This is a genomic window from Corynebacterium sp. CNJ-954, from assembly GCF_001942345.1.
GTDB lineage: Bacteria > Actinomycetota > Actinomycetes > Mycobacteriales > Mycobacteriaceae > Corynebacterium.
This window is the reverse complement of record NZ_MKKI01000042.1, coordinates 185,488-209,020: the sequence shown is the minus strand read 5'-3', so window position 1 is coordinate 209,020 and position 23,533 is coordinate 185,488. Positions and strand designations below refer to the sequence as shown.

Annotated in this window: 23 protein-coding genes, 3 tRNA genes, 1 other RNA gene and 1 pseudogene; 15 read left to right on the top strand and 13 right to left on the bottom strand. The window is 65.5% G+C overall.

Annotated features, from left to right (window positions below):
- The 7 genes from BJF89_RS13700 to BJF89_RS13670 form a co-directional block, all read right to left on the bottom strand.
- Complete coding sequence (locus BJF89_RS13700) at positions 1-507, bottom strand: hypothetical protein (protein ID WP_075815641.1); 507 nt, start codon at positions 505-507, stop codon at positions 1-3.
- Positions 504-1,331, bottom strand: a complete 828-nt coding sequence (locus BJF89_RS13695; protein ID WP_255372667.1) for a DUF3631 domain-containing protein — start codon at positions 1,329-1,331, stop codon at positions 504-506. Before BJF89_RS13695 ends, BJF89_RS13700 begins: the two co-directional genes overlap by 4 nt.
- Before the next feature lie 607 nt (positions 1,332-1,938).
- Positions 1,939-2,550 carry a hypothetical protein gene (locus BJF89_RS13690; protein WP_075815639.1) on the bottom strand — a complete coding sequence of 204 codons (612 nt, stop codon included), beginning with the start codon at positions 2,548-2,550 and terminating at the stop codon, positions 1,939-1,941.
- Between the two features lie 2 nt (positions 2,551-2,552).
- Complete coding sequence (locus BJF89_RS13685; protein WP_083650822.1) at positions 2,553-2,744, bottom strand: helix-turn-helix domain-containing protein; 192 nt, start codon at positions 2,742-2,744, stop codon at positions 2,553-2,555.
- A 147-nt stretch (positions 2,745-2,891) separates the two neighbouring features.
- Entirely contained in the window at positions 2,892-3,467 is a 576-nt protein-coding gene (locus BJF89_RS13680) for a hypothetical protein (protein WP_075815637.1), read from the bottom strand.
- Positions 3,464-4,696 carry a tyrosine recombinase XerC gene (gene xerC / locus BJF89_RS13675; protein WP_075815636.1) on the bottom strand — a complete coding sequence of 411 codons (1,233 nt, stop codon included), beginning with the start codon at positions 4,694-4,696 and terminating at the stop codon, positions 3,464-3,466. Before xerC ends, BJF89_RS13680 begins: the two co-directional genes overlap by 4 nt.
- 145 nt (positions 4,697-4,841) lie before the next feature.
- Positions 4,842-4,915, bottom strand: a tRNA-Ile gene (locus BJF89_RS13670).
- 206 nt (positions 4,916-5,121) lie between these two features.
- On the opposite strand from BJF89_RS13670, the gene BJF89_RS13665 reads away from it, so the two are divergent.
- Positions 5,122-5,193: transfer RNA gene (locus BJF89_RS13665), tRNA-Asn, on the top strand.
- 488 nt (positions 5,194-5,681) lie between these two features.
- Positions 5,682-6,683: an SRPBCC family protein gene (locus BJF89_RS13660; RefSeq protein WP_075815635.1), complete on the top strand. Its 1,002-nt coding sequence runs from the start codon at positions 5,682-5,684 to the stop codon at positions 6,681-6,683.
- Here BJF89_RS13660 and BJF89_RS13655 read toward each other — a convergent pair.
- From BJF89_RS13655 to aceE, 3 genes and pseudogenes are all read right to left on the bottom strand, one after another.
- Entirely contained in the window at positions 6,668-7,531 is an 864-nt protein-coding gene (locus tag BJF89_RS13655) for a serine hydrolase (protein ID WP_075815634.1), read from the bottom strand. The genes BJF89_RS13660 and BJF89_RS13655 overlap by 16 nt on opposite strands.
- 4 nt (positions 7,532-7,535) lie before the next feature.
- The gene (locus BJF89_RS13650) at positions 7,536-7,913 is read right to left on the bottom strand and encodes an acyl carrier protein (protein WP_158026072.1); all 378 of its coding nucleotides are present in this window, start codon (positions 7,911-7,913) and stop codon (positions 7,536-7,538) included.
- Positions 7,914-7,991: 78 nt separating this feature from the next.
- A pseudogene (gene aceE / locus BJF89_RS13645) lies at positions 7,992-10,804 on the bottom strand (pyruvate dehydrogenase (acetyl-transferring), homodimeric type).
- A gap of 353 nt (positions 10,805-11,157) precedes the next feature.
- Here aceE and BJF89_RS13640 point away from each other — a divergent pair.
- Complete coding sequence (locus BJF89_RS13640; protein ID WP_075815632.1) at positions 11,158-11,586, top strand: DUF3052 domain-containing protein; 429 nt, start codon at positions 11,158-11,160, stop codon at positions 11,584-11,586.
- A gap of 51 nt (positions 11,587-11,637) precedes the next feature.
- Positions 11,638-11,713, top strand: a tRNA-Val gene (locus tag BJF89_RS13635).
- A 112-nt stretch (positions 11,714-11,825) separates the two neighbouring features.
- On the opposite strand, the gene BJF89_RS13630 is transcribed toward BJF89_RS13635, so the two are convergent.
- Positions 11,826-12,101, bottom strand: coding sequence for a RodZ family helix-turn-helix domain-containing protein (locus BJF89_RS13630; protein WP_075815631.1), 276 nt, complete (start codon positions 12,099-12,101; stop codon positions 11,826-11,828).
- Between the two features lie 39 nt (positions 12,102-12,140).
- On the opposite strand from BJF89_RS13630, the gene map reads away from it, so the two are divergent.
- From map to BJF89_RS13605, 5 genes are all read left to right on the top strand, one after another.
- Positions 12,141-12,902 carry a type I methionyl aminopeptidase gene (map, locus tag BJF89_RS13625; RefSeq protein WP_075815630.1) on the top strand — a complete coding sequence of 254 codons (762 nt, stop codon included), beginning with the start codon at positions 12,141-12,143 and terminating at the stop codon, positions 12,900-12,902.
- A gap of 138 nt (positions 12,903-13,040) precedes the next feature.
- On the top strand, positions 13,041-14,027 hold the full coding sequence (locus BJF89_RS13620; protein ID WP_158026071.1) for an HtaA domain-containing protein: 987 nt from the start codon (positions 13,041-13,043) through the stop codon (positions 14,025-14,027).
- 67 nt (positions 14,028-14,094) lie between these two features.
- Complete coding sequence (locus tag BJF89_RS13615) at positions 14,095-15,129, top strand: SURF1 family protein (RefSeq protein WP_083650818.1); 1,035 nt, start codon at positions 14,095-14,097, stop codon at positions 15,127-15,129.
- Between the two features lie 76 nt (positions 15,130-15,205).
- The gene (gene bioB / locus BJF89_RS13610; protein WP_075815628.1) at positions 15,206-16,204 is read left to right on the top strand and encodes a biotin synthase BioB; all 999 of its coding nucleotides are present in this window, start codon (positions 15,206-15,208) and stop codon (positions 16,202-16,204) included.
- The gene (locus BJF89_RS13605; RefSeq protein ID WP_075815627.1) at positions 16,197-16,418 is read left to right on the top strand and encodes a hypothetical protein; all 222 of its coding nucleotides are present in this window, start codon (positions 16,197-16,199) and stop codon (positions 16,416-16,418) included. Before bioB ends, BJF89_RS13605 begins: the two co-directional genes overlap by 8 nt.
- 23 nt (positions 16,419-16,441) lie before the next feature.
- On the opposite strand, the gene BJF89_RS13600 is transcribed toward BJF89_RS13605, so the two are convergent.
- Positions 16,442-17,629 carry an HAD hydrolase-like protein gene (locus tag BJF89_RS13600; protein WP_139312064.1) on the bottom strand — a complete coding sequence of 396 codons (1,188 nt, stop codon included), beginning with the start codon at positions 17,627-17,629 and terminating at the stop codon, positions 16,442-16,444.
- Between the two features lie 119 nt (positions 17,630-17,748).
- Here BJF89_RS13600 and BJF89_RS13595 point away from each other — a divergent pair, with 119 nt between their 5' ends.
- The 5 genes from BJF89_RS13595 to BJF89_RS18675 all read left to right on the top strand — a co-directional run bounded on the left by BJF89_RS13595 (position 17,749) and on the right by BJF89_RS18675 (position 21,174).
- Positions 17,749-18,993: a Nif3-like dinuclear metal center hexameric protein gene (locus tag BJF89_RS13595; protein ID WP_075815625.1), complete on the top strand. Its 1,245-nt coding sequence runs from the start codon at positions 17,749-17,751 to the stop codon at positions 18,991-18,993.
- Positions 18,986-19,783 (top strand): zinc ribbon domain-containing protein, encoded by a 798-nt coding sequence (locus BJF89_RS18680; RefSeq protein ID WP_075815624.1) that lies wholly within the window; start codon positions 18,986-18,988, stop codon positions 19,781-19,783. The genes BJF89_RS13595 and BJF89_RS18680 overlap by 8 nt, the downstream gene beginning before the upstream one ends.
- Positions 19,784-19,836: 53 nt before the next feature.
- On the top strand, positions 19,837-20,442 hold the full coding sequence (locus tag BJF89_RS13585) for a histidine phosphatase family protein (RefSeq protein WP_255372658.1): 606 nt from the start codon (positions 19,837-19,839) through the stop codon (positions 20,440-20,442).
- A gap of 37 nt (positions 20,443-20,479) precedes the next feature.
- Positions 20,480-20,941, top strand: an RNA gene (gene rnpB / locus BJF89_RS13580) — RNase P RNA component class A.
- A gap of 62 nt (positions 20,942-21,003) precedes the next feature.
- Positions 21,004-21,174 (top strand): SPOR domain-containing protein, encoded by a 171-nt coding sequence (locus BJF89_RS18675; protein WP_139312062.1) that lies wholly within the window; start codon positions 21,004-21,006, stop codon positions 21,172-21,174.
- A gap of 8 nt (positions 21,175-21,182) precedes the next feature.
- Here the strand turns inward: BJF89_RS18675 and panB are convergent, their stop codons facing one another.
- Entirely contained in the window at positions 21,183-22,019 is an 837-nt protein-coding gene (gene panB, locus BJF89_RS13575) for a 3-methyl-2-oxobutanoate hydroxymethyltransferase (RefSeq protein ID WP_075815622.1), read from the bottom strand.
- A gap of 111 nt (positions 22,020-22,130) precedes the next feature.
- On the opposite strand from panB, the gene BJF89_RS13570 reads away from it, so the two are divergent.
- A complete protein-coding gene (locus BJF89_RS13570; protein ID WP_075815713.1) occupies positions 22,131-23,477 on the top strand; it encodes a glutamine synthetase family protein in 1,347 nt (448 codons plus the stop codon).
- The last annotated feature ends 56 nt before the right edge of the window (positions 23,478-23,533 follow it).

Below are 23,533 nucleotides of genomic sequence, written 5' to 3'. Positions count from 1 at the left end.
CTACAGGCCTTGGGCTATCTGTTCCTGTGAGAGTTCTTCGTGTGCCTGGCGTAACCCTTCCTGCCGGGCTTCCTTCCGCACCCGATCGAACATCTCATTGAACGCGTCAGTGGCTTCCTGAGCCAGCTGTTCGAGCTCGTCACTGGTGGCGGCCTGCGCCTCTGGCCCGTCGGCCCCGAACAATCGGCGCCGCGACTCGGAGGTGCGTAGCAGTACGGCCAGTGATTGAGGATTACCTTCCAACGCTGCAGGGAGGGCCGCCTTGCGAATGAGCATCAGGTGCGCGTCCTCCTCGGCACGCAGGTCAGCTACGTTGCCTGCTTCCACTCTGTCGAGGGTGCGGGCCACAGCGACGCGGGCGGCATCCGGTGACGGGTACCCGGCGCGGACGGCAACCTCCGCCCACGATAGCCCGTGGGTGCGAAGGGAGACGGCCTGTGTGGCTTTCTCCCGCGCTTCGATGCGTGCTGGGGAGTTCCGGGCGGGGTCAGGTTTCGCATTCGTCACAGGTCCTCCCGGAGGGTGTAGCGTCCATCCTCTTCGGTGACTCTGCCGTCGGTGGTGAGTCGGTCGAGGATGTCGGGGACGGCGGTTGCGGCATCGCCGGTCTTATCTTTGACGGTTCGCATGATCTTCCCGATGGTCTGCCCGAAGGTGTGGGAGAGTGCGGCGAGGACAGCGGCAGTGGTCCGGTCGTCCGGTTCTTCGTCCGGTTCGGTAGGGGGTCTAGGTGAACCGGTCAGACCGGTTGAGGCGGTCAGACCGGTCAGATTCCCGACCGGTTCGACCGGCTGTACCGCATTGACCGGTTCCCCTACACCCCCCTTCCTATCGTGCACGGGAATGCCGAACGACGACATCGAGGGGAAGAAAACATGCAGGTAGTAACCCCTTCCTCCCCGTGACCGGATACCGGTCAGTCGTTCCGACCGGATACCGAAGTTCTTAACGAGCATCCGACCCATCCCTTGCGGGGTAAGGGCACCGTAAGGAGAGACGGCACCCCACATGCCGGGCTGTCGTCGCTGCACAGCGTCGAGCAGTTCCCCGGTGGGGAAGAACGTCTCACCGTCGGGCCAGACCGCCGCGATGTCTCGGAGTAGTTGTACATGCCTCGGTATCCGGGTGAGTCCATCTTCATGGTCGGCCTGCATGTCGGCGAGGTCGGCGTCAATGAGGTCTCGGCAGTAGTCGGGCCATGCTCCACCGGCGGCAAGTGCGACCTTGTACAGCGGTGCCCATCGTTCCCGATTCCTTCCGGTGAGTCCTTCCGGGTATGTCGGGCGGTTGTCCCGCACCGCGTCCCGGACTTCATTGGCCCACGCTTCGATCTGCTCCCGGAGTAGAGCGGCGTCGTCTTCGATGTACTGCCAATCACTATCGGCGACGGTGCCTCGTAGTCAGGGAGCAGCAGGACGCGGATGCAGCGGCTTCGGGTGTCGTCCGGCAGGTCCGGGGAGTTCCCCGCCATTGCCACCGGCCCGAAGGTGGACATCTCCCGTTCCTTCCATCCTTCGTCCTTACCCGGGACGAGGACGGGCCGGGACGCGCCACGGCGGTACCCGGAGTTCAGCACGGCGAGCAGTTCACCCACCCCCTCGTTCTTCGGGTTGAGGGTGCGGTCAGCCTCGTCTACCAGGATGGTCCTCGGTCCGTGCTGCAGCAGTCGGGCCAGCAGCGACGGTGACGACAGGGATGCCGCCTGTACCGGGTGGTGGCAGAGTCGTTGCAGGTGATCGAGCGTCGTCGTCTTGCCCGCGCCGGGAGCGGGGGAGTCCAGCAGTAGGCGCGGGGTTGTGTAGGTCTCCGTGACGAGGTGGGTGTGTACCGCCCATAGGGTAAGGGTGTGGAGGTCGCCGGTGTTCGCGGTCCGGATGTAGGTTCCCAACCATTCGGTGACGGTGTCGAGCAGGTGGCTGCCCGTGGTCTGTATCTCGGTCATCGGTCTTCACTCCCTTCAGCGTCGGAAGTGTTCGGGATGAGTCCGGCGACCTCGGCGAGGTTAAGGAGCATGGGCGCGTGTGAGTTCAGCAGCCGTGGGACGGCGACAGCATCGCGCCGGGCGGCAGCCTCACGGAGGGCGTAGGCGTGTGAGTCCATCGCGCGCCATAGCCGTTCGATGTTCACGGCCTGCCATAGGTCCGGGATAGCGAAGATGTCTACGGTGCCCGCCTGCATTCCGTCGATAGGTCCGGTGAGGGCGTCGGTGAGTTCCTGCATTGCGGCAGTGGTGCCACCGGCAGCCTGTACGCGGGCCATGACGGCAGCGGGGGCCACGGGCTGGTCTGGGTGACCTGCGAGGGCCTGTTCGGCGCCGTAGGCCAGCAGTTCGCGGAGGACGAGACGGCGGTCGTCGGAGTGCAGGGCGCGGATGTCCTGCCCGGCGCACAGGGCGACAGCATCACCGCATCGCGAGTTGAGCAGGGCGCGGATGAGGCTCAGTTCCGCGTACCGGACGGTGGGCCGCGGGTTGGTACTGTGGGGGTGGTTGCTTTCCAAGACTTCGGCCCCGTCGATTCCCAGCGGCGGGGTCTTCTCTGTGGTGGTCACGGTTACTTCACCGCCGCCCACGGGTTTACCGGCTGCATCATCGCATCGAGGTCTTCGGCGTTGACGCGGATGATTCGGCCGGAGCGGTAGGCGGGGAGGTCTCCGGACGCAATGCGTCGGCGAAGTGTCTTCACACTGACCCCCACCCGGTCAGCCGCCTCTTTCAGGGACAGTCGTTCGATTGTCGTTGACATAGTTCTGCTCTCACTGCGCCTTAGGCGCATTGGGTCGACCGCCACATTCCTATCCAGGGTGGCGAATCAATCGAGAGCATTTCTTGTGTCCCACGGACCAACGTCCGCATGCACAGTATGGCCCACTGTGGGGCTATTTGTCTACCCTCAGTCGGAGAGACGGGCCAGCGCGGCGCGCAGAAGCTCCACGGTCACAGTGTTCTCGTTGAGCATCCACAGCACCCGAGCGAGGCGGTCAGCCTGGACATCGAACAGGTGCCCGGAGCGGGTGCGGTGCCCCTTCTCGTTGAGGGGCCGCATGTCGAACCGATAGATGCCCCGGGCATCGTCGTACCCCACCCGCAGCAGCGGTAGGTGCCGGGCGGCACGTTCCTCGGCATCGTATGTGGCTACGGTGGGCCGGTCGCGCCGGGCTTCACGGTCACCTGCCCCTGCATCGTTGCCCGGTTCGATCTGGTCGAGGCGTACCCGGAGACCTTTTTCCCCGTCCACGAGGACACCCTCGGTGTCGTCGTAGACCGGGACGAGACGGAATAATGCCCGAACCTTGTCATGGTCGGTGACGCGCACGAACAAGGGCAGCGCTGACAGCCTCGGTCGCTCTTGCGTGAACGGGTTGTAGGACGGCCCGGACCATGAGTACATACCTTTCCTCACAAGGTCCGCCGCTATCTCGGTCATCTCGGCATCGGTGTAGGTTCGGTGCTCATTGTCGCCGGTCATGCCGCGCCCTCCGTCGCCTTCTTCGATACTGTTTTCTTCTCGGCCTTCTTCATCGGCGGGACGAGGGGGTCCAATGCCGCCGCCGCCCGCTTCTCGTACCCTGCAGCGGCACGTTGGTAGTCGAGCAGTTGTTCCACCGTCTCATGCCCCATGAGTCGACGGGCTTCTTCGAGGGACACGCGCCCTTCGGTGACGAGTTGCGTGCCGTAGAACCGCCTGCAGTCGTGCGGGGTGATGTCGGGCCTGCCAGCCGCCTTCTTCACCGGTGCCAGTCGGTTACGGAACGTCGTGTCGAGCATCTGTTCCCCGGTCCGCGTCGTCACGATCAATGCCTCGGCGTCGTCGGCGACGTTGTCCCGGCAGTGAGCGCCTAGTGCCGTCGAGACGGTCTTCGGGAGCACGATGTCCCGGTTCCCGGCGTCCGTCTTCGGGGTGTCGAACGGCACCATGACCTGTCGGTGAGAGTCGGGGTCTTCCATGCGTTGAGCGGTACGCCGTACCTGCAGGGTGACTGATTCACTCCCGGTTAGACCCCGGAGGTCTTTACGTCGGAGTTCCAGTAGTTCCCCTAGTCGGAGTCCGGCCCACAGCAGCAGCATCATCGGGGCGCGGAGACGGTCAGGCATCCCGTCTGTCAGTGCCCCGGCTTCGGCGAGGGTGATCAGGGGCCGGTCTCTCGTCTTCGGACGAGGTGCCTTCCCCGCCCCTTTAACCTGCACGGGGTTCGCGGGGATGATGTCGAGGGTGTCCATCGCGAACTGAAACGCGGTGTGCAGTCGCTTGTAGGCTGCAGCGTTGGTGTTCCCGGTGTCGGGCCACTTTTCTTGCACCTCGGCCCACCACAGGGCGACGCGGGCGCGGTCCACCCCGACCACAGGTTCGTCTGCCAGCGCGGTGCACAGGACGCGGTGGTTCAACTTCGACTTGTGTGATGCGACGGTGGATTCTTTGAGGTATCCGGAGGACAACCACCGATCACACAGTTCACGGACGGTCAGGGTGTCCGCTGCCCTCTTCTTCTCCCGTTCTTTCGGTGGCGTCCATGTGCCCAGGTCTATGAGGCGACGTTCCTCGGCAAGCCAGCCTTCGGCGTCGATCTTCTCGGCGAACGTGTGGGGTGCTCTAGCGCGCTCCTGTGTGGGGGCGGTGTAGCGGGCGCGCCACCGTCCGGAGGGGAGCCGGTCGAGCTGTCCGAATGACCGGCGGGTGCGCGCCTTCTTCCTCGGCATGTCAGCCTCCGTGGGAGATACGTGGGAAATGGGTGGGGGGATATGGGCCTTGCCGTCCCTTTGTGTCCACTGTACCCCTAGAGCGTTATTGCAGTTAGATACGAGAAAACCCCCGGTCCCGTGGGTGGAAACCGGGGGTATCTTGTGGGGCCAGCGGGGCTTGAACCCGCGACCAGCGGATTATGAGTCCGCGGCTCTAACCAACTGAGCTATAGCCCCGTGAGGACATTTAAGCACACGGCTGGTAGTGCTCCCGTCGGGTACCCCTTGCTCTGCAAACGTTTCAGCGGGGTCCTGTGTCCGCAACTTCCGATGCTCGCTGACTGTCGCCGTCAGTGCAGGTAAAGGCCATGATTTGATCCTGTGCGCCGCGCTCTGTAAAGTTCCATTCCGTTGCCGGGGAGAGCATCTCCCGGTTGCAGTATTCCTCCATAGCTCAATGGCAGAGCATTCGACTGTTAATCGAAGGGTTGCTGGTTCGAGTCCAGCTGGAGGAGCATAACAACCCCTGACCAGATCTAATGGTCGGGGGTTTTCGCGTGTCCCACCCCCGCACGACCTGGATAACACGGCAGGTGACCAAGAAGTGCCCAAGAAATCTCGGTGGATCCTCCGCGACTCGGATCGCTTCCAAGTGCCGGTGCTTCAGTTGCAGTTCCCCATGATGCTCCGGCCATCCGAGTGAGCGGGATACGCGGCCAGTCGCTGAACGATGTCAGTCGTCGAGCACCTCAATCTCGGCGAGCTCGACTTCTGGACCTGAGTAGGGGGAGCCGTGCAGCGACGGTTTCACGATCGGGTCAATGGCAGTGGAAGCGTACCGAAATCCGCTGAACCGTGGCAGCGAAACCGTGATTCGGGTACGCCCACACGCATCGCCCATACTCACCGCCCACACGCCGCATTGCACCGCACACCCGGTAAGCCCTACCCGGATCCTGTGCGCTGTGCATATACTGGATCTCCCGCTGAAGGAGCGCCCGCCATGCCCGTGCGTACTGTCAACAAGAACACCGGTGACTCGACCATCGAGATCATCGCCGACTATCCCGTCTCCGCCAGGAGGCTCTGGAACGCCTACGCCGACCCGAATCAGCTCGAACGTTTCTGGGGACCACCGACCTATCCGGCAACCTTCCCCCGTCATGATGTCGCCGTCGGCGGCCGTTCCCACTATTTCATGACAGGCCCAGAGGGTGACAGGTCCGCAGGCTACTGGACCTTCACCGAGGTCAACGCGCCGCACTCGTTCACGGTGCGGGACGGGTTCGCCGACGAGTCCGGCACACCGAATCCGCAGACCCCGGAGGTGACAATGTCATTCCGGTTCGATGACACCGACCAAGGGTCGACAATGACCATGCTGACATCCTTTGCCAGTGACTCGGAGATGCAGGACATGCTCGAGATGGGCATGGCAGAGGGGATGGAGGCGGCTCTGAGCCAACTCGACGCCGTGCTGGCGGACCCTGACACAGCCGCTCCCGGTGCGAAGACGCGGCTGACGATCCTCGGGGACACGCTTGTCAGGATCAACCGTGTGCTTCCCGGGGAGGTCGAGGGGGCATGGAGGGCACACCATGATGCTGATGTGCTCCGGCGCTGGCAGCTCGGCCCGGACGGCTGGTCGATGCCGGTGTGCGACGTGACCACCACGGTCGGGGAGAATTACCGGTTCGGTTGGGCCCAGGATGTGGCCGCGGAGGGCCGGGACGCTGAAGCGTTCGGCTTCACCGGTACAGTTCTGGAGTCCGAGGAACCCTACCGCATCGTCACCACGGAGATGATGACCGACGGTGAGGGCACACCGGTGGCGGACGGACCGGAGACTCGCAACGATCTGACATTCTCCCCGGTGGCGGACGGAACGTTGTTGACGTTGGTCGTCACGTATCCGGGGGTGGCCGCCCGAGACATGATTCTCGGAACCGGCATGGTGGACGGGATGGAGATGAGCTACGCGAGGCTGGATCAGCTGCTCGGCTGAAGCTCAGCCCAGAGTCGGTCGTTGAACCCGTCCCAGCGGTCTTTCGCCCACGGGCCGAAATCACGGTCAGTCAGGACGACGGCTGCCCGGCCGGTGGGGCGGTGGAACCACAGGAACGTCCCCGACTGACCGAAGTGGCCGGTGACGTCCTGCGGCATCGTCCGCCCCATCCAGTGGGGAGACTTGGTGCCGTGAGCCTCGGCACCCAGCCCCCAGGGGCAGGGGACCTGGCGTCCGTAGCCCGGGACGATGCCGTCGAGGTCCCTGTACTGGACGGACAGTGCATCGTCCCACGTCTGTGTGGAGACCAGCGTGGGGGAGAGGAACTCCGTGGCGAGGACAAGAAGGGTGTCGACGGAGGAGCTGAAACCATGCCCGGCCGAACCCGAGAGATCCACCGCGTCCGCAGATATTCCCAGCGGTTCGCATACGGCCGCACGCGTGTACTCGGTGAACGGGATACCGGTCGCAGACACGAGATCGGCGAGAATCTCGTACCCGGCGGAGGAGTAGATGCGACGAGACCGGGCGGGCTTCTCCCGCTGCCGTGACTGCATACCGACACCGGAGGCGTGACTGAGCAGCTCACGCACCGTGGCGTCCGCAGGCCCCTCGACGGAGGAGTCGTACTCCGAACCGATGTCGGCGACGGTGTCGTCGAGGTCGAATGCGCCTTCCTCGACGGCGATGAGGACGCTGTAGGCCGTGATCAGCTTGCTGACGCTGGCCAGGGGGAACAGTCTTCCGGTGTCCCCGTACACTGATGTCCCCGCGCCGCTGAGGACCCCCGCGGCCACCGTGTCCACCGGCCAGGTACCGACGTCACTGAGCGCCCCCTGCACGGACATGCAGCTAGGAGTTTTCCGTCTGCGTGGTACCGGGGGTACGGGATTCGACGAACCGCACGATGTCCCGGACGGTACGTGCCGCGTCCAGGTCCTCTTCCTCGACCCGTACGCCGAAAGCATCTTCGATGCGGATGGCGATGTCGATGCGCGAGACCGAGTCGATGTGGAGGTCGTCGGTCAGGTCGCTGTCGGCGCTGATCTCTTCGACGTCGACGCCGGTGGCGTCCTCGATGATCATCGAGATCCGTGTCACCGGGTCGACGGAGGTGCTGCGGGCGTTGCGGGACGGACGCGTCCCCTTGGCTGCCCCGCCCTCTGCCACGGCGGGGTCACCGCCGAGTTTCTCGGCGAGCTTGTCTCGGGCATCCGATGAGATCTCCACGGACATCGACCTTTCTGGGTTCTGTGGTCCCGTACCTGTCGGGCACCACATTACCAACAGACGGTCCGGGAGCCGGTGCTACGCCTTCGTCGGGTCCGTCAGGTTCAGCTCGTCGGCGGCGTCGTTGACATCGTCCCAGCTGACCTTGCCTTCGCGCGCGAGGGCGGAGAGCACAGCCACGACGATCGACTCGGCGTCGGAGTTGAAGAACCGACGTGCCGCGGCACGGGTGTCGGCGAAGCCGAAGCCGTCGCAGCCCAGTGTCGAGTAGTCACCGGGGACGTAGGCGCGGATCTGCTCGGGCAGGTCCGTGGCGAAGTCCGACACACCGACGAACGGGCCCGAGGCCTTGTTCAGCACCTCGGTGACATACGGGGTCCGGGTCTCGGCGCTCGGGTGGCGCAGGGCGTCCCGGGACAGCGCGGCGCCTTCGCGGGCGAGTTCGGTCCAGGACGTGACCGAGTACAGGGAGACGTTGACGTCGTAATTCTCACGCAGCATCTCCTTGGCGCGGATGGCCTCGGTGACTCCGACGCCGGACGCCAGGATATTGGCCTGCAGGTCGGTCTCCGGGGCAGCACCGGCGTCGCCGGCGGAGTTCGCCCCGGTGCCGATCAGCCGGTCGGCGGGGGAGTAGAGGTAGATGCCCTTGAGCAGACCCTCGACGTCCAGGTCGTCCGGTGCGGCCGGCTGATGGACCGGCTCATTGTAGGCGGTGAGGTAGTAGATGACGTTCTCGCCCTGGTTGTCCTCACCGGAACCGTCACCGTACATGCGCTGGATACCGTCCCGAAGGATGTAGGCGATCTCGTAGCCGAAGGCCGGATCCCATGCGACGACGGCCGGGTTCGTGGCCGCGAGCAGCAGCGAGTGACCGTCCATGTGCTGGAGGCCCTCACCGGTCAGCGTGGTACGTCCGGCGGTGGCACCGATGAGGAAACCGCGGGCCATCTGGTCTGCGGCGGCCCAGATGCCGTCGCCGGTGCGCTGGAAACCGAACATCGCGTAGAAGATGTACAGCGGGATCATCGGCTCGCCGTGGGTCGCGTAGGCGTCGCCGCGGCGGTGAAGGACGCGACGGAGCCTGCCTCGTTGATGCCCTCGTGCAGGATCTGGCCGGTGGTGGCCTCCTTGTACGAGAGCATGAGGTCGGCGTCCACCGGCGTGTAGTTCTGGCCGTGGTTGTTGTAGATCTTGAGCGTCGGGAACCAGGCGTCCATACCGAACGTACGGGCCTCGTCGGGAATGATCGGGACGAGACGCTTCTTGATCTCCGGGTCGCGCATCAGGTCCTTGAGTGCGCGCACCAGCGCCATGGTCGTGGCGACCTCCTGGTTGCCGGACCCCTTCAGCACGCTCTTGGCGACGTCCTTGACCTCCGGAACCTGCAGCGGCGTGTAGGAGTTCCGGCGCTCCGGGACGGCGCCACCGAGCTCCTTGCGGCGTTCGAGCATGTAGCGCACCTCGGGTGAGTCGGGACCCGGGTTGAAGTACGGGGGCAGGTAGGGGTCCTTTTCGAGTTCCTCGTCGGAGATCGGGATCTCCTGCTTGGTGCGGAACTGCTTGAGGTCCTCCAGCGCCAGCTTCTTCATCTGGTGGGTGGCGTTACGGCCCTCGAAGTTGTGGCCGAGCCCGTACCCCTTGATGGTGTGGGCGAGGATCACCGTCGGCTGATCCTTGGTCTCCAGGGCGCGCTGGTAGGCGGCGTAGATCTTGCGGTAGTCGTGCCCGCCGCGGCGGAGAGCGAAGATCTCCTCGTCGGTCATGTCCTCGACAAGCTTCGCCGTCTCCGGGTTCTTCTCGAAGAAGTACTTGCGGACGTAGGCGCCGTCCTTGGCCTTGAAGGTCTGGTAGTCGCCGTCCGGCGTGGTGTTCATGACGTTGACGAGGTCGCCGTCCTTGTCCTTGGCGAGAAGGTCGTCCCACTCACGCGCCCAGACGACCTTGATGACGTTCCAGCCGGCACCCCGGAAGAAACTCTCGAGTTCCTGGATGATCTTGGTGTTGCCGCGGACAGGGCCGTCGAGACGCTGGAGGTTGCAGTTGACCACGAAGGTCAGGTTGTCCAGGTTGTACAGAGCAGCCTGCTGGATGAGTCCGCGGGACTCCGGCTCATCCATCTCACCGTCACCGAGGAAGGCCCAGGTGTGCTGGTCGGAGGTGTCCTTGATGCCGCGGTCGTGCAGGTAGCGGTCGAACCGTGCCTGGTAGATCGCGTTCATGGGGCCGAGACCCATGGAGACCGTGGGGAACTCCCAGAATTCAGGCATGCCGTGCGGGTGCGGGTAGCTGGGCATTCCCTTTCCGGGCTTGCTCTTCTCCTGGCGGAAGGCGTCCATCTCTTCCTCGGACAGGCGTCCCTCGAGGAAGGCGCGGGCGTACACACCCGGGGAGGCGTGCCCCTGGAAGTAGACGTGGTCGCCGCCACCGGGGTGGTCCTTACCGCGGAAGAAGTGGTTGAAACCGACTTCGTAGAGCGCGGCGGCGGAGGCGTAGGACGAGATGTGGCCGCCGACGCCGATTCCGGGGCGCTGGGCGCGGTGGACCATTACCGCGGCGTTCCAGCGGATCCAGCGACGGTAGCGCTTCTCCATGTCCTCGTCGCCGGGGAACTCCGGTTCCATCGTCGTGGGGATGGTGTTCACGTAGTCCGTCGAGAGCAACGGCGGCATCGGGACGCGTTTGGCGGAGGCGCGTTCCAGCAGGCGCAGCATCAGGTACCTGGCGCGTTCGGGGCCGGCGTCCCCGAGGAGGCCGTCGAGCGAGTCCATCCACTCCCTGGTTTCCTCGGGGTCGGAATCCCGGAGATATGACGCGACGCCGTCGCGGATACTGCTGAAATTGCTGTCCGACGAGTCGGACTTGGGTGACCTGCTGGATGCAGTTGTCATGACGCTCCTCCTGGGTACGGGAAAGGACGTGCCCCGCAGTTCAGGATTACGACTGCGGCGCCTGTCGACGGTCTGTCACTGTCCGATACTACGGAAGACCCTGGCGGGTAATTCCAGCGCGAGGGCGGCGAAGTTGGCTCGTCGTCTAGCCATGACCAGATACTTCCCCTACTATGCAGGGGAGATCGGTGCCTTGAACTGCGGGGTGTCGCGTTCAACGCGGCTCGTGCAGCATAGGGGCTCCGTGCGAATGGTGAAATATGCCACTCGGAAGATCTACGCGAAGTACCCTCACAGAGGGTGCAACAAGTAATGGCACCAGAAATATCAGACGAAAGGTCAGGGAACCGCAAGTGGGAGACGCCTCCGGCGCAGCAGTGCACGAAGGACAGGACTGGGCAGAGATGTTGGATGTGACCAACGGCCAGATCGTGCAGGAGCTCGGTTGGGACGAAGATGCTGACAGCTCGATCAGTGAAGGCCTCGAGGAGGTCATCGGCGAAGCTCTTCTGGACGAAGAGACCGACGAGATGGTCGACGTTGTCCTGCTGTGGTGGCGCCACGACGACGGTGACCTCGTCGACGGGCTCGTCGATGCGACGAGGAATCTCGGGGAATCCGGTCGGATCTGGTTGCTGACCCCGGCAGCGGGCACCGCTGGGACGGTGGAGCCCGGTGAGATCGCCGAATCCGCTCAGGTCGCGGGTCTGGTCCAGACGACATCGACGCGGCTCGGCAGCTGGCAGGGGGCCTGTCTGGTACCCGGCGGCACAAAGCGCTAGAGTTCTAGAGGTTCCCGTTGAGCGGTCGTGTTCCGACCGTGTGGGGATGACGCGCATTTAGCTCAGCTGGAAGAGCAGCTGGTTTACACCCAGCAGGTCGGCGGTTCGAACCCGTCAGTGCGCACCACTACTGACCAGGCAACGGAGATGACGTCGGGCACCTGGTCCCCGCCGGAAACGGCCTCCGTGACTACATTTTGACTACGCGCTGGGCCGATCTGATCCCTGCGAGCGGCGGATTACGCCACCGGCACAACGCCTGCCGTGCAGTGCTCCCAGACGTCAGCCATGGAGCGGATGTCCAGTTCAAGAGCTCTACAGAGACGCACCACGGTACCGAAAGCGGGGGAGGGCAGTCTCCCGGTCTCGATCTTGCGAAGCGTCTCAGCAGAGATGCCAGCTTCCTCTGCGACCGCAGTGAGCGTCCGGTCGGCATGGTTCCGGGCGTCCCGCAGGATCTGGCCGATGCGCCGTCCTGCTTCGATCTCTGACTCTGTGAGTGGATTTCTGACCACAGTTGCTCCTTTTCGTCTACCGGTATTATTGTACCGTTCATGGTGGAAATCAAGACTGCGACAGAGATCGCGAAAATGCGTGAAGCCGGGCGCTTGGTCGCCACGATTCTCAGTGACCTCAGCGGCATGGTGGCGCCTGGCGTCAACCTCATGGACCTGGAGTACCGTTGCCGCGAGCTGATCAGCGATGCCGGTGCGGAGTCCTGTTACTGGGACTACGACCCCGACTTCGGTGACGGTCCGTTCCGCAACACCGTCTGCCTGTCGCTCAATGACGGCGCCCTCCACGGACTCCCACACCCTACTGTGCTGACCGACGGTGACCTGTTGAGCATCGACCTTGCGCTCAGTCTCGATGGTTGGTGTGGCGACAGTGCTGTCTCTGTCATTGCCGGCACGCCCCGTGAGGAGGATGAACGGCTGATTGAGGCGACCCGGGTTGCCTTGGACGCCGGTATCGCCGCTGCGAAGGTCGGAAACCGGCTCGGTGACATCTCCCACGCCATCGGCGCGGTCGCGAAGGACTACGGCATCCGGCCGAACGCTGAGTACGGCGGCCATGATATCGGACGGCATATGCACGGTGACCTGGTTATCCCGAACGTGGGTAAGGCGCACCGCGGCTTGAAGCTGCAGGAGGGTATGACGTTCGCCATCGAACCGTGGTTCGCCGGCACGAGCCGGGTGGATGTCGGGGACGACGGGTGGACCGTTGTCACCGTAGACGGGTCACGTGCCGCACACTCCGAGCACACGGTGGTCATCCGTCCTGGCGGTGGGGAGATCCTGACGGCGGTCTGAACGCTAGAGACTGCTCCGGCGAGGCAACCCCGGTTGCTGCCGGCTGGGGATTCCCCGGTTGGCCGCTCCAGGCACCGCGATGTAGCCTTGCCTAACTGAATGTAGATGATCTCCGACATGCCGAGGAATGTGTCACCAGTGAATCCCGTCTCGCCCCGTTCCGGTCTCCGTTCCCCGAACAGTCAGGTCGCGAGGGGTTTCTCCGCCGGTGTGGCAGCCACCCTGGTGTCCCTCGCCGGTGCCGCGGCGGTTCTGGCTCCGGCAACCGTTGCTGCGCAGCCGTCCCCCGCGACCGAGACTGACACATCCTGTGACCCGCAGGATCCTACCGCGAACAAGGTCGTCGACGCCCGGATGGGGTGGGGTGTGCGCGAATCATTCAGGAGCTACATCACCTCGAGCATCGCCAACGGTGGTTGGACCTCGGATAATGGCGCGGTGTTCAGCGACGGCGAGTTTGTCTTCGACGGGAAGGACGGCGTCGTCTCTGTGGTGGACGGGGAAGTAGCCGATGCGGCACTGTCGTTCGCCGGTTCGGTGAACTTCACCGGTCATGACGGCGTTCTCGACATGACCGTCGCGAATCCGGAGGTCCGTGTCTCCGGCGACGAGGGGACCCTCGTCGCCGACGTCACGTCGAATGACACCGACGGCGCTCCCCACAGCTACGGGCGTATCGATGTCGCGGCCCTGTCATTCTCAGGAGACAACTCCCGGAACAGCGTCACTGACGGCATAGTCGACGGTGGTGCCTCCGCGACGTTGACACCGGCGGGGTCGGAGGCGATGGGGGAGTTCTACGAGGCAGGTGCGGAAATGGATCCGTTGACGTTCCGGGCGGCGCTCGCCGACGGGTGTGAGGGCGGCGGACCCGATCTCGGGGCAATGCCGGAGGACGAAGGCGACGGGACGTCGGACGATGATGAGGCCGACGGTGAGGTCACCATCCGCGATGGCAACCGAGATTCCGACGGAGGGCAGGACGGAGGGCAGGACGATGAGAATCCCGTCGTCGCCTTCCTGACGACCCCGTCCACGGCGATACCGACGGCGGTGGTGGCACTCGTGGTGGTGCTCGGGGCCTGGTTCGGCATTCGGCGTCGGGGGTCCGGAGGGCGCGACTGACGGTAGGGGCCGGCAGGAGATTCTGTCGACTGTCCCGGGGGATGCCTACGGTACTAGACTCGGAAAGGTGTCTGAGCCAGTTCCTGAGCGTGAGTCTGCCTCCCCGTCCGGTCGTTCTCCGTCTGCCGGGGCAGCACAGCGACGGCGGACCGGATGGCGGTCGTTCCTGACCCCGGGGTGGGTGATCACTGCAGTCGTGGTGGTGGCGTTCGCCTATGTGGCTTTCACGGTGCTCGCGCCGTGGCAGCTGGGTAAGAACCATGACACCAATGAATTCAATGACCGGCTCCGCGCCGGGCTGGAGGCGGACCCGGTTCCCGCCTCGGACGTTCTGCCGGGAGACGGTTCCAGCGCCGGCGTGGAGAAGGAATGGACCAGCGTCGAGATGCAGGGGCGGTTCCTCGTCGATGACGAGGTGCTGTTGCGGAACCGTCCCGTCGACGGACGACCGGCCTACCACGCGCTGACACCGTTCCGGCTGGATGGTGGGCCGACGGTCCTCGTCAACCGCGGGTGGGCGCGTCCGGTTGAGGGCACCGCTGCCCCGAACGTCCCGCAGGCGGTGTCGACACCGGTGACAGTCACCGGTTTCGTGAGAATGTCCGAGGCTCCGCCTGCCAACCCACCGATGACCTCCGATGATCGGCTGCAGGTCTACAGCATGAACACGTCCATGGTGGGGGATGCGGTGGGGCTCGACCTCGCGGCGGATTACGTCCAGCTCGACGAGGCGTCGGTGCCGGTGGCGGACCCCAGCGGCGAGTTGTCGGCACTGGATCTGCCGAACCTCGACTCGGGACCGTACCTGTCCTACGGGCTCCAGTGGATCGCTTTCGGGGTGATGGTTCCCCTGGGTCTGGTGTACTTCGTGTGGGCGGAGGTGCGTGAACGTCGACGTCGGCGGGATGAGGTGGCGGCCGCAGGCCCCGGGACCGCAGGCGCGGTGACGGACGTCGGGACAGATGCTGAGAGGACCACCTCGGCGAAGGACGACGATGCTCCGCCGGCACAGTCGCGTGCCGGCAAACTTGAGGCGCGTTACGGAGGATCGCGGACCCGGTTCCATGAGAAGAGGAACGCGCGGGACGAGGAACGGTTCTGAGCGGCTCTACCTGCGATTCGTTACCGGATATACTTTTCCGGTGGAACTTGTACGGTGTTCAAGTTAGGGTGTGTCCATGGACAACATCCTCACTGCTGCACGCGCCCAGGTTCTCGACGAAGGCCGGGGACTCGACTACGACGATCTCATCCGTATCCTCAACCTCCCCGACGAGAGCATCCCGGACCTGCTGGCACTGGCACATGAAGTCCGTGTGCGGTGGTGCGGGGAGGAGATCGAGATGGAAGGCATCGTCAGCCTGAAGACGGGTGGCTGTCCGGAGGACTGCCATTTCTGCTCGCAGTCGGGCCTCTTCGAGTCCCCGGTCCGCTCCACGAAGCTCGACATCGCACAACTCATTGAGCAGGCGCGCCAGACGGCGAAGACCGGCGCCACGGAGTTCTGCATCGTCGCCGCCGTCAAAGGCCCCGACGAGAGGCTCATGGACCAACTCGAGCAGGCGGTCGAGGAGATCTACGCCAACGTCGAGGGCATCGATGTCGCGGTCTCCGTGGGTATCCTCACCCAGGACCAGGTTGACCGCCTCAAGGCTGTCGGCGTGCACCGCTACAACCACAATCTCGAGACGGCGCGCAGCTACTTCCCGAACGTCGTCACGACCCACTCCTGGGAGGAGCGGCGTGAGACGATGCTGCTGATCAAGGAGGCGGGGATCGAGGTCTGCTGCGGCGGAATCATCGGGATGGGGGAGTCCCTGGAGCAGCGTGCCGAGTTCGCCGTCCAGCTGGCTGAACTCGACCCACACGAAGTTCCCCTGAACTTCCTGGACCCCCGCCCCGGCACCCCCTTCTCTGACATGCCCGTCATGGACGGGAAAGACGCACTCCGCGCGGTCGGCATGTTCCGCCTGGCGATGCCCGGGACGACACTGCGGTTCGCCGGAGGTCGCGAGCTCACTCTCGGTGACCTGGGCGTGGAGCAGGGACTCACCGGTGGAATCAACGGTGTCATCGTGGGCAACTACCTGACCACGCTCGGACGCCCGGCCGAGCAGGACATGGACATGGTCGGTCGACTGAACCTCCCGATCAAGGTCCTGAGCCGCAGTGTCTGACCGCGGTACCGGCCCCTTCGACCCGTACACGGGTGCCGACATCGGTCGCGGGGAGGTCATCAACTACTCCCCGGCCCAGAAAGCAGGACTGGACGTACCCCGGTACTGCGCGGTGTGCGGACGACGGACCGTCGCGCAGGTCACCCCCCACGGATGGACGGCGACGTGCTCGCGGCACGGCACGCTCGACTCCACGGAGTTCGAACTGCGCTGAGCGGGCTGAGCGGTGGGTTCCGGTCAGTCTCTGGCGGAGACCCGGTCGCGTGCCCACTCCACGACCCCGGGGATCGCTTCGGCGAGCTGGCGCGAGACTTCGGCGAAACCGTCCCTGCCCCCGTAGTACGGGTCTTCGACCTCCTTCTCCCCGGCCGGGCCGAAACTGCGGAACAGCGCGATCCGGTCCTCCGGGACCCCCTGTTTGATCAGGGCCTTACGGTGGGCGGCGGTCATCACCAGAAAGAGGTCGGCGTCCCGGTGCTCGGGGCCGAACTGGGCGGCCCGGTGCCCGGAACCGTTGAACCCGTCCTGCCGCAGGCGTGCCACCGCACGCGGGTCGGCAGCCTCACCGACATGCCAACCGTCGGTCCCGCAGGAGTTCAGGCGGATGTCTTCGGCGAGTCCTGCCTCCCTGAGAGCCTGTCGCAGCATGATCTCGCCCATCGGGGACCGGCAGATGTTGCCGGTGCACACCACGCAGATGTGCGGGCGCTCATCCGACCATTCCTCCACCAGCCGGCCGAGTTCTGCGGCGTCGGCGACGGAGTAGTCGGCCTTCTTGTGCTCGTCTCTGACGCCGTAACCCCAGTCCACGAGGACGGTGCGGATGCCGTAGGCCCGTGCCCCGTCGACGTCGTGGATACGGTCGCCGATCATCAGCAGGTTGTCCCGGTGCGACGGGCCACCCTCGGCGGCAGGGGTCACCGGGCCACCGGGGGCACCGAGCTGTTCCAGTCCGTAGGCGACGACGGCGTCCTTGGCACGTCGCTCACCGTCGTCGGAGGCGGTGGCGATGACGTCGAAGTAGTCGTAGAGGTCGAAGTGCTTGAGCAGCCGTGTCGCTGAACTCAGGGACTTCGACGTGGCCGTCGACAGCGTGTAGCCCTGGTCCCTCCAGGAGCGCAGCAGTTCCTCGACACCGTCGAAGGGTGCGGCTTCGAGCCATCCTCCGCCGTCGTAGTGGCTGCGGTAGCTGGCCACGGTCGCTTCGAGCTGTTCCCCCTCGAGACCCAGGTTGCGCAGTGTGTCGACCATCGGCGGACCGGCGATCAGGCGGAGCAGGTCCTCCCCGGGTGCCGGAACATCGTTGTCCTCGAGGGCGCGCAGGAAACTCGACCGAATGCCGGGAAAGGAGTCGACGAGGGTCCCGTCGACGTCGACAAGTAGAGTCCTGCTGCCGTTACCTGCTTGCTCATGTGCGTCCGTCACGGATTCCAGGGTGCCAGAATCCCGCGCCGCAGGCTACGACCGGGGTCGATTACCGTTGATCGTGTCCCGGACGGGACAGGGGAGGTGACAGAGGCGGCCCGGCACGTATCGTTGTCGGTGTGAGTCAACGAGCACGTGAACAGGCAAGTGAAGCGGACACGACGGTCGCCAGGGTCGTGTCCGTCATTGAGGACGCCTACCCGCCGCAGCTCGCGGAATCGTGGGACGCCTGCGGGCTGGTCTGCGGCGACCCCGGGGCACCGGTCCGCCGGGTGGCGGTCGCGCTGGACTGCACCGACGCGGTCGTGGAGGAGGCGGTCGCCCGTGGGGCGGACTTCCTCCTGGTGCACCACCCTCTCCTGATGCGAGGGGTCACCGGCGTGCCCGCCGACCACCCGAAGGGGCGGATCGTCCATCGGCTGATCCGTGCGGGGATCGCACTGTATTCGGCGCACACCAGTGCCGACGCCGCACGCCCCGGAGTCAACGACCGGCTGGCGGAACTACTGGGGGTCACCCCGGGAGCCCCGCTGGGTCCGTCGTCGTCGGCGGCGACCGCGGCAGTACGTGCAGTGCGCGGGGAAACCAGCCCACCGGTGCTCGACAAGTGGGGCGTCACCGTCCCCGTCGCGGACACCGAAACCGTGAAGTCAGCGATCTTCACCGCGGGAGGAGGCACGACGGGTGACCGTTACACCGAATGCTGTTTCGAGTCGCCGGTCTCCGGGCAGTTCCGGCCCGGTGGCGTGGCGTCACCGCACATCGGACACCCCGGTGGGCTCGAACGCGTGGAGGAGCAGCGGGTGGAGTTCGTGGCACCACGGTCCAGGCGTGCAGCCGTGCTGTCCGCTCTCTTGAACGCACATCCGTACGAGGAACCCGCCTACGACATCACCGAGACCGTCGGTGTTGACCCGGACCCGGAGGTCGCCTTCGGCATCGGGAGGGTCGGGGACCTGGACACCCCGATGACGCTGCGTGAGTTCACCGCCCGTGTCGCCGACCGTCTGCCGGCGACCCGGTGGGGCGTCCGCGCCGCCGGCGACCCCGACCGCGTCATCCGGAGGGTAGCGGTGGCCTCCGGTGCCGGCGACAGTTTCCTGGGTACGGTGGCCCAGCTGGATGTCGACTGTTTCGTGACCTCTGACCTGCGGCACCACCCGGTGGACGAGCATCTGCGTGCCGGTGGGTGCGCGGTCATCGACACAGCGCACTGGGCCAGTGAGTTCCCCTGGTGCTCGCAGGCCGCCGACATCATCGCCGCGGCGGAACCCACGCTGTCCGCGGACGTGATCGACCTGCGTACCGACCCGTGGACCGTCCACGCACCGTCACCGCAGTCTGGAGGAGATTCCCGTGCCTGACCCCTTGCCTGATTTTCCGACCGGCCCCCACGCCTCCCGCAGGCGCGCCGCACACATCGTGGTGAACGACCTGATGAACGTCGACAACAGGTGGCGGGCGTTGAGCGGAGAACTCGCCGAGGTGCACGACTCCGACGACGTCCGACGACTCGAGCAGGAGGTGGCCGAACAACGACGCGCCAAGGTCACCGCAGACCAGGCGGCCGGTGATGATGAGCTGCGGCTGCAGCGGATGCGTCAGGACGCGGCGAAACTGCGTGCCCGTCGCCGCGACGACATCAAGTCCCTGGGTGCGGCGGTCGACGGTGAACGTCGCCGCGACCTCACCCATGACCTGGCCGTGGCGGAGCGGCGTCTGCAGGAGGTGGAGGAGGCGATCGCCGCCGAGGAGCAGGCCTGCCGCACCGGTACGGACGCCGACCGTGCCCGAGCCCTGGAAGTCGCCGTCGCGGCGCTCGAGGAGGCACGTCGCAGTCAGGACGTCCGGGAGCGCGAGCTTTCCGGTCAGTGTGAATCACTGAAAGAGCATTCCTCGGCGCTACGTGCCGAGCTGCCGCAGGATCTCCTGCGCCGCTACGAGCGCAGTGAGAAGGAGAACGGCGTCGGGGCAGCGACGTTGACCGGTTCGGTCTGCCGGGCCTGCTTCATGAGCCTGGACCGGGCATCGCTGGCGGAGATTCTGCGGGCGCCGGAGGACAGCCCGGCGTCCTGCCCGGAATGTGACACGATGCTGTTGCCGGACGCGGGGTCGTACACCGACTTCGCCGACCAGACCCACTCGGCGAGCTGATCGCGGTGACCAGTCGGACGACGCCGGGGTGGATCGGTGACCGGGGAGAGCCGGTGCGCCTTCTGCTCCTGCGGCACGGGCAGACCGCGATGTCCGCGGCAGGGGTGTTCTCGGGTCGCAGCGACCCTGAGCTCACGGACCTGGGGCAGGAGCAGGTCCGGCGAGCGGCGTCGTACCTGGCCTCGCGCCAGGACGCGGGAGAGGGGATCGACCGCGTGATCAGTTCACCGTTGACCCGCACCCGGCAGACCGCCGACGCGGCGGCACAGATGCTGGGGCTGGACGTCGAGACCGACGGGAATCTCATCGAAACTGACTTCGGACAGTGGGAGGGGCTCACCTTCGACGAGGTCCACCGGCGGTGGCCCGAGGAACACGCTGCCTGGGTCGCCGACACCTGCGTACCCACGCTCGGCGGGGAGAGCATGAGTCAGGTCGAACAGCGGTGCAGCACCCTGGTGGGTGGCCTGGATGGTGCCGGTACCGTCCTGCTGGTCAGCCACGTGTCGCCGATCAAGGCGATTCTGCGGGACGCGTTGCAGGTTCCTTCCACGATGTACTCGACCCTGCACCTGGACCTGGCGGGGTTGTCCGTCGTCGAGTTCTACCCGGGCCACTCGATGGTGCGGGAGGTCAACGACACCCACTACCTGAGGTGAGGGTCGAGGCCCCGGCGGGTGCTAGTGTTGTACCCGTCGAGAGGGCCGGGTGATCGCGGTGCCGGGGACTGCGTCTGCCTGCGTGGCGGCGTCCGCCCGGCGTCGAGGAAAGTCCGGACTCCACAGAGCACGGTGGTTGTTAACGGCAACCCGGGGTGACCCGCGGGCAAGTGCCACAGAAAACAGACCGCCCTGGCCGACCGGTCCGTCCGGTAACCAGGGTAAGGGTGAAACGGTGCGGTAAGAGCGCACCAGTGTGCCGGGTAACCGGTGCAGCTTGGTAAACCCCACCGGGAGCAAGGTCAAGTGGCCGCGACCGTACCTCCTCGCGGAGGCTCACGGTGTGGCCGTGCCCCGTCGCTGCTCGCCGGTGAAGGGGCAGGTAGACCGCTTGAGGCAGTCGGTGACGGCTGACCCAGATGGATGATCGCCGCCGCGCACGGTGTGCCCCGCACACCGGGGTGCGGCACAGAATCCGGCTCACAGGCCCTCTCGGCGCCTTTTCCCCCGTCGCCATGCACGTCGCACGCACTCCGTCCGACGTGGTTACACTGTGGAGGCATGAGCGATCAACAGTGGTACTTCGACACCTCCAGCGGTGAGGTCACCCAGGGAAAAACCTCCGGGTGGGACAACCGCATGGGCCCGTACTCGTCCCGTGACGAAGCCGAGCACGCCCTCCAGATCGCCAGAGAGCGGACCAAAGTCGCCGACGAGTGGGACGACGACTAGAACCGGGGCTAGAAGCAGTGTTCCTCGGCCGGGAAGGTCCCCTCGGCGACCTCCCGCTTGTAGGACGCGGCAGCGGCGGTGAGCTCCGCCCCGACCTGCGCCCACTGTTTGGCGAATTTCGGACGGTGCCCGTCTGCCGGCAGGGCCGCCATGTCGTGCCAGACGAGGACCTGGGCGTCAGTGTCCGGACCTGCGCCGATGCCCACGGTGGGGATGTCGACGGACTCGCTGGCGCGGGCGGCCACGTCTGCCGGGACCATCTCCAGGACGACGAAGTCGGCGCCGGCGTCGGCGACGGCGCGGGTGTCGGCGAGCAGCTGCTCCGCGGCGTCCCCGCGGCCCTGCACCTTGAACCCGGAGAGTGCGTTGACCGACTGGGGGGTGAAACCGATGTGGGCGCACACCGGGATGCCCGCGGCAACCAGTGCCCTGATCCGGGGAGCGATGCGCACCCCGCCTTCGATCTTGACCATGGCGGCACCGGACCGTCGCATCATCTCCGCAGCGGACCGGACCGCCTGCTCGTCGGACGCTTCGTACGTGCCGAACGGGAGGTCGGCGATAACCAGCGCATTGCCTGCACCCCGGACCACCGCGGCGGCGATGTAGATCATCTCGTCGAGGCTGATCTGCTGGGTCTGGGGGTAGCCGAAGACCACGTTCGCCGCCGAATCACCCACCAGGAGGCACTCGACGCCGGCGTCGGAGAACGCCCGTGCGGTGGAGTAGTCGTAGGCGGTGAGCATCGCCCATTTGTCACCTGATCCCTTACGCTTACGCAGGTCGCCGATGCGGACCTGACGGGTGGGGGCGAGGTATCCGGTGGTCTCTTTCTTGTCAGCCATGTCACGACATTGTGCCACGTCAGACGGGCAGGTGTTAACGATGTGTAACAACCCGTCCACCGGGCCCGGAAAAAGGGGCTGTCCGCCGGGGCGGGCGTTACCATGGTGGCCATGAGTCGCCAACAGGAATACGTCCTCCGCACGCTCGAGGAACGGGACATTCGCTTCGTCCGTCTGTGGTTCACGGACATCCAGGGATACCTGAAGTCGGTCGCCGTCGCCCCTGCGGAACTCGAGGGCGCGTTCGCCGAAGGAATCGGATTCGACGGTTCCTCCATCGAGGGTTTCTCGCGCGTCGTCGAATCCGACACGATCGCGAAGCCGGACCCGTCGACGTTCCAGATCCTCCCGCTGGACACGGCCGGTGGCGACAACCAGGTGCTCACGGCACGAATGTTCTGCGACATCGCGATGCCGGACGGGGAGCCCAGCTGGGCGGACCCCCGCCAGGTCCTGCGGCGTCAGCTGAACAGCGCCGCGGACGAGGGCTTCTCCTGTTATGTCCACCCGGAGATCGAGTTCTTCCTGTTGAAGAACGGCAACGGCCCCGACGGTCGTCCTGTCCCCGCAGACACCGGGGGATACTTCGACCAGGCGGTCACCGATGCCGCTCCGCTGTTCCGTCAGGACGCGATCTCGGCGCTGGAGTCGATGGGCATCTCCGTGGAGTTCTCGCACCACGAGGCAGGTCCGGGACAGCAGGAGATCGACCTGAGGTTCGCCGACGCCCTGTCGATGGCGGACAACGTGATGAGTTTCCGCTACATGGTCAAGCAGGTCGCCACCCGTAACGACGTCCGGGCAACATTCATGCCGAAACCGTTCCACGAATACCCCGGCTCGGCCATGCACACCCACATGTCGCTGTTCGAGGGTGAGAACAACGCGTTCCACGACCCGGACGACCAGTTCTACCTCTCAGGGACGGCGAAGTCCTTCATCGCCGGGATCCTGGAACATGCCCCGGAGATCTCCGCGGTGACGAACCAGTGGGTGAACTCCTACAAGCGGCTGACCAGTGGAGCCGAGGCCCCCACCGCGGCCACGTGGGGTGCCTCGAACCGTTCTGCGATGATCCGCGTGCCGATGTACACCGTGCACAAGCCTTCGTCGCGCCGGGTCGAGATCCGGACCCCGGACTCCGGAGCCAACCCCTACCTCACCTACGCCGTGCTCATCGCGGCCGGTCTGAAGGGCATCCGGGAAGGATATGAACTGCACCCTCCGGTGGAGGAGGACGTGGCGGGCATGACTCGTCGGGAACGTATGGCGATGGGGTACAAGGACCTTCCCACGGACCTGGACCTGGCTCTGCGCGAGATGGAGAAGTCCGAACTGGTCGCCGACGCCCTCGGCGAGCACGTCTTCGAGTACTTCCTGCGCAACAAGTGGGAGGAGTGGAAGTCCTACCAGTCCCAGGTCACGCCGTGGGAGCTCGCACACAACCTGGAGTTCTAGCACCTGGGGCGGCTTCAGGACCGGCGGCCGGGCATCCACTACGATGGTACGGAGCC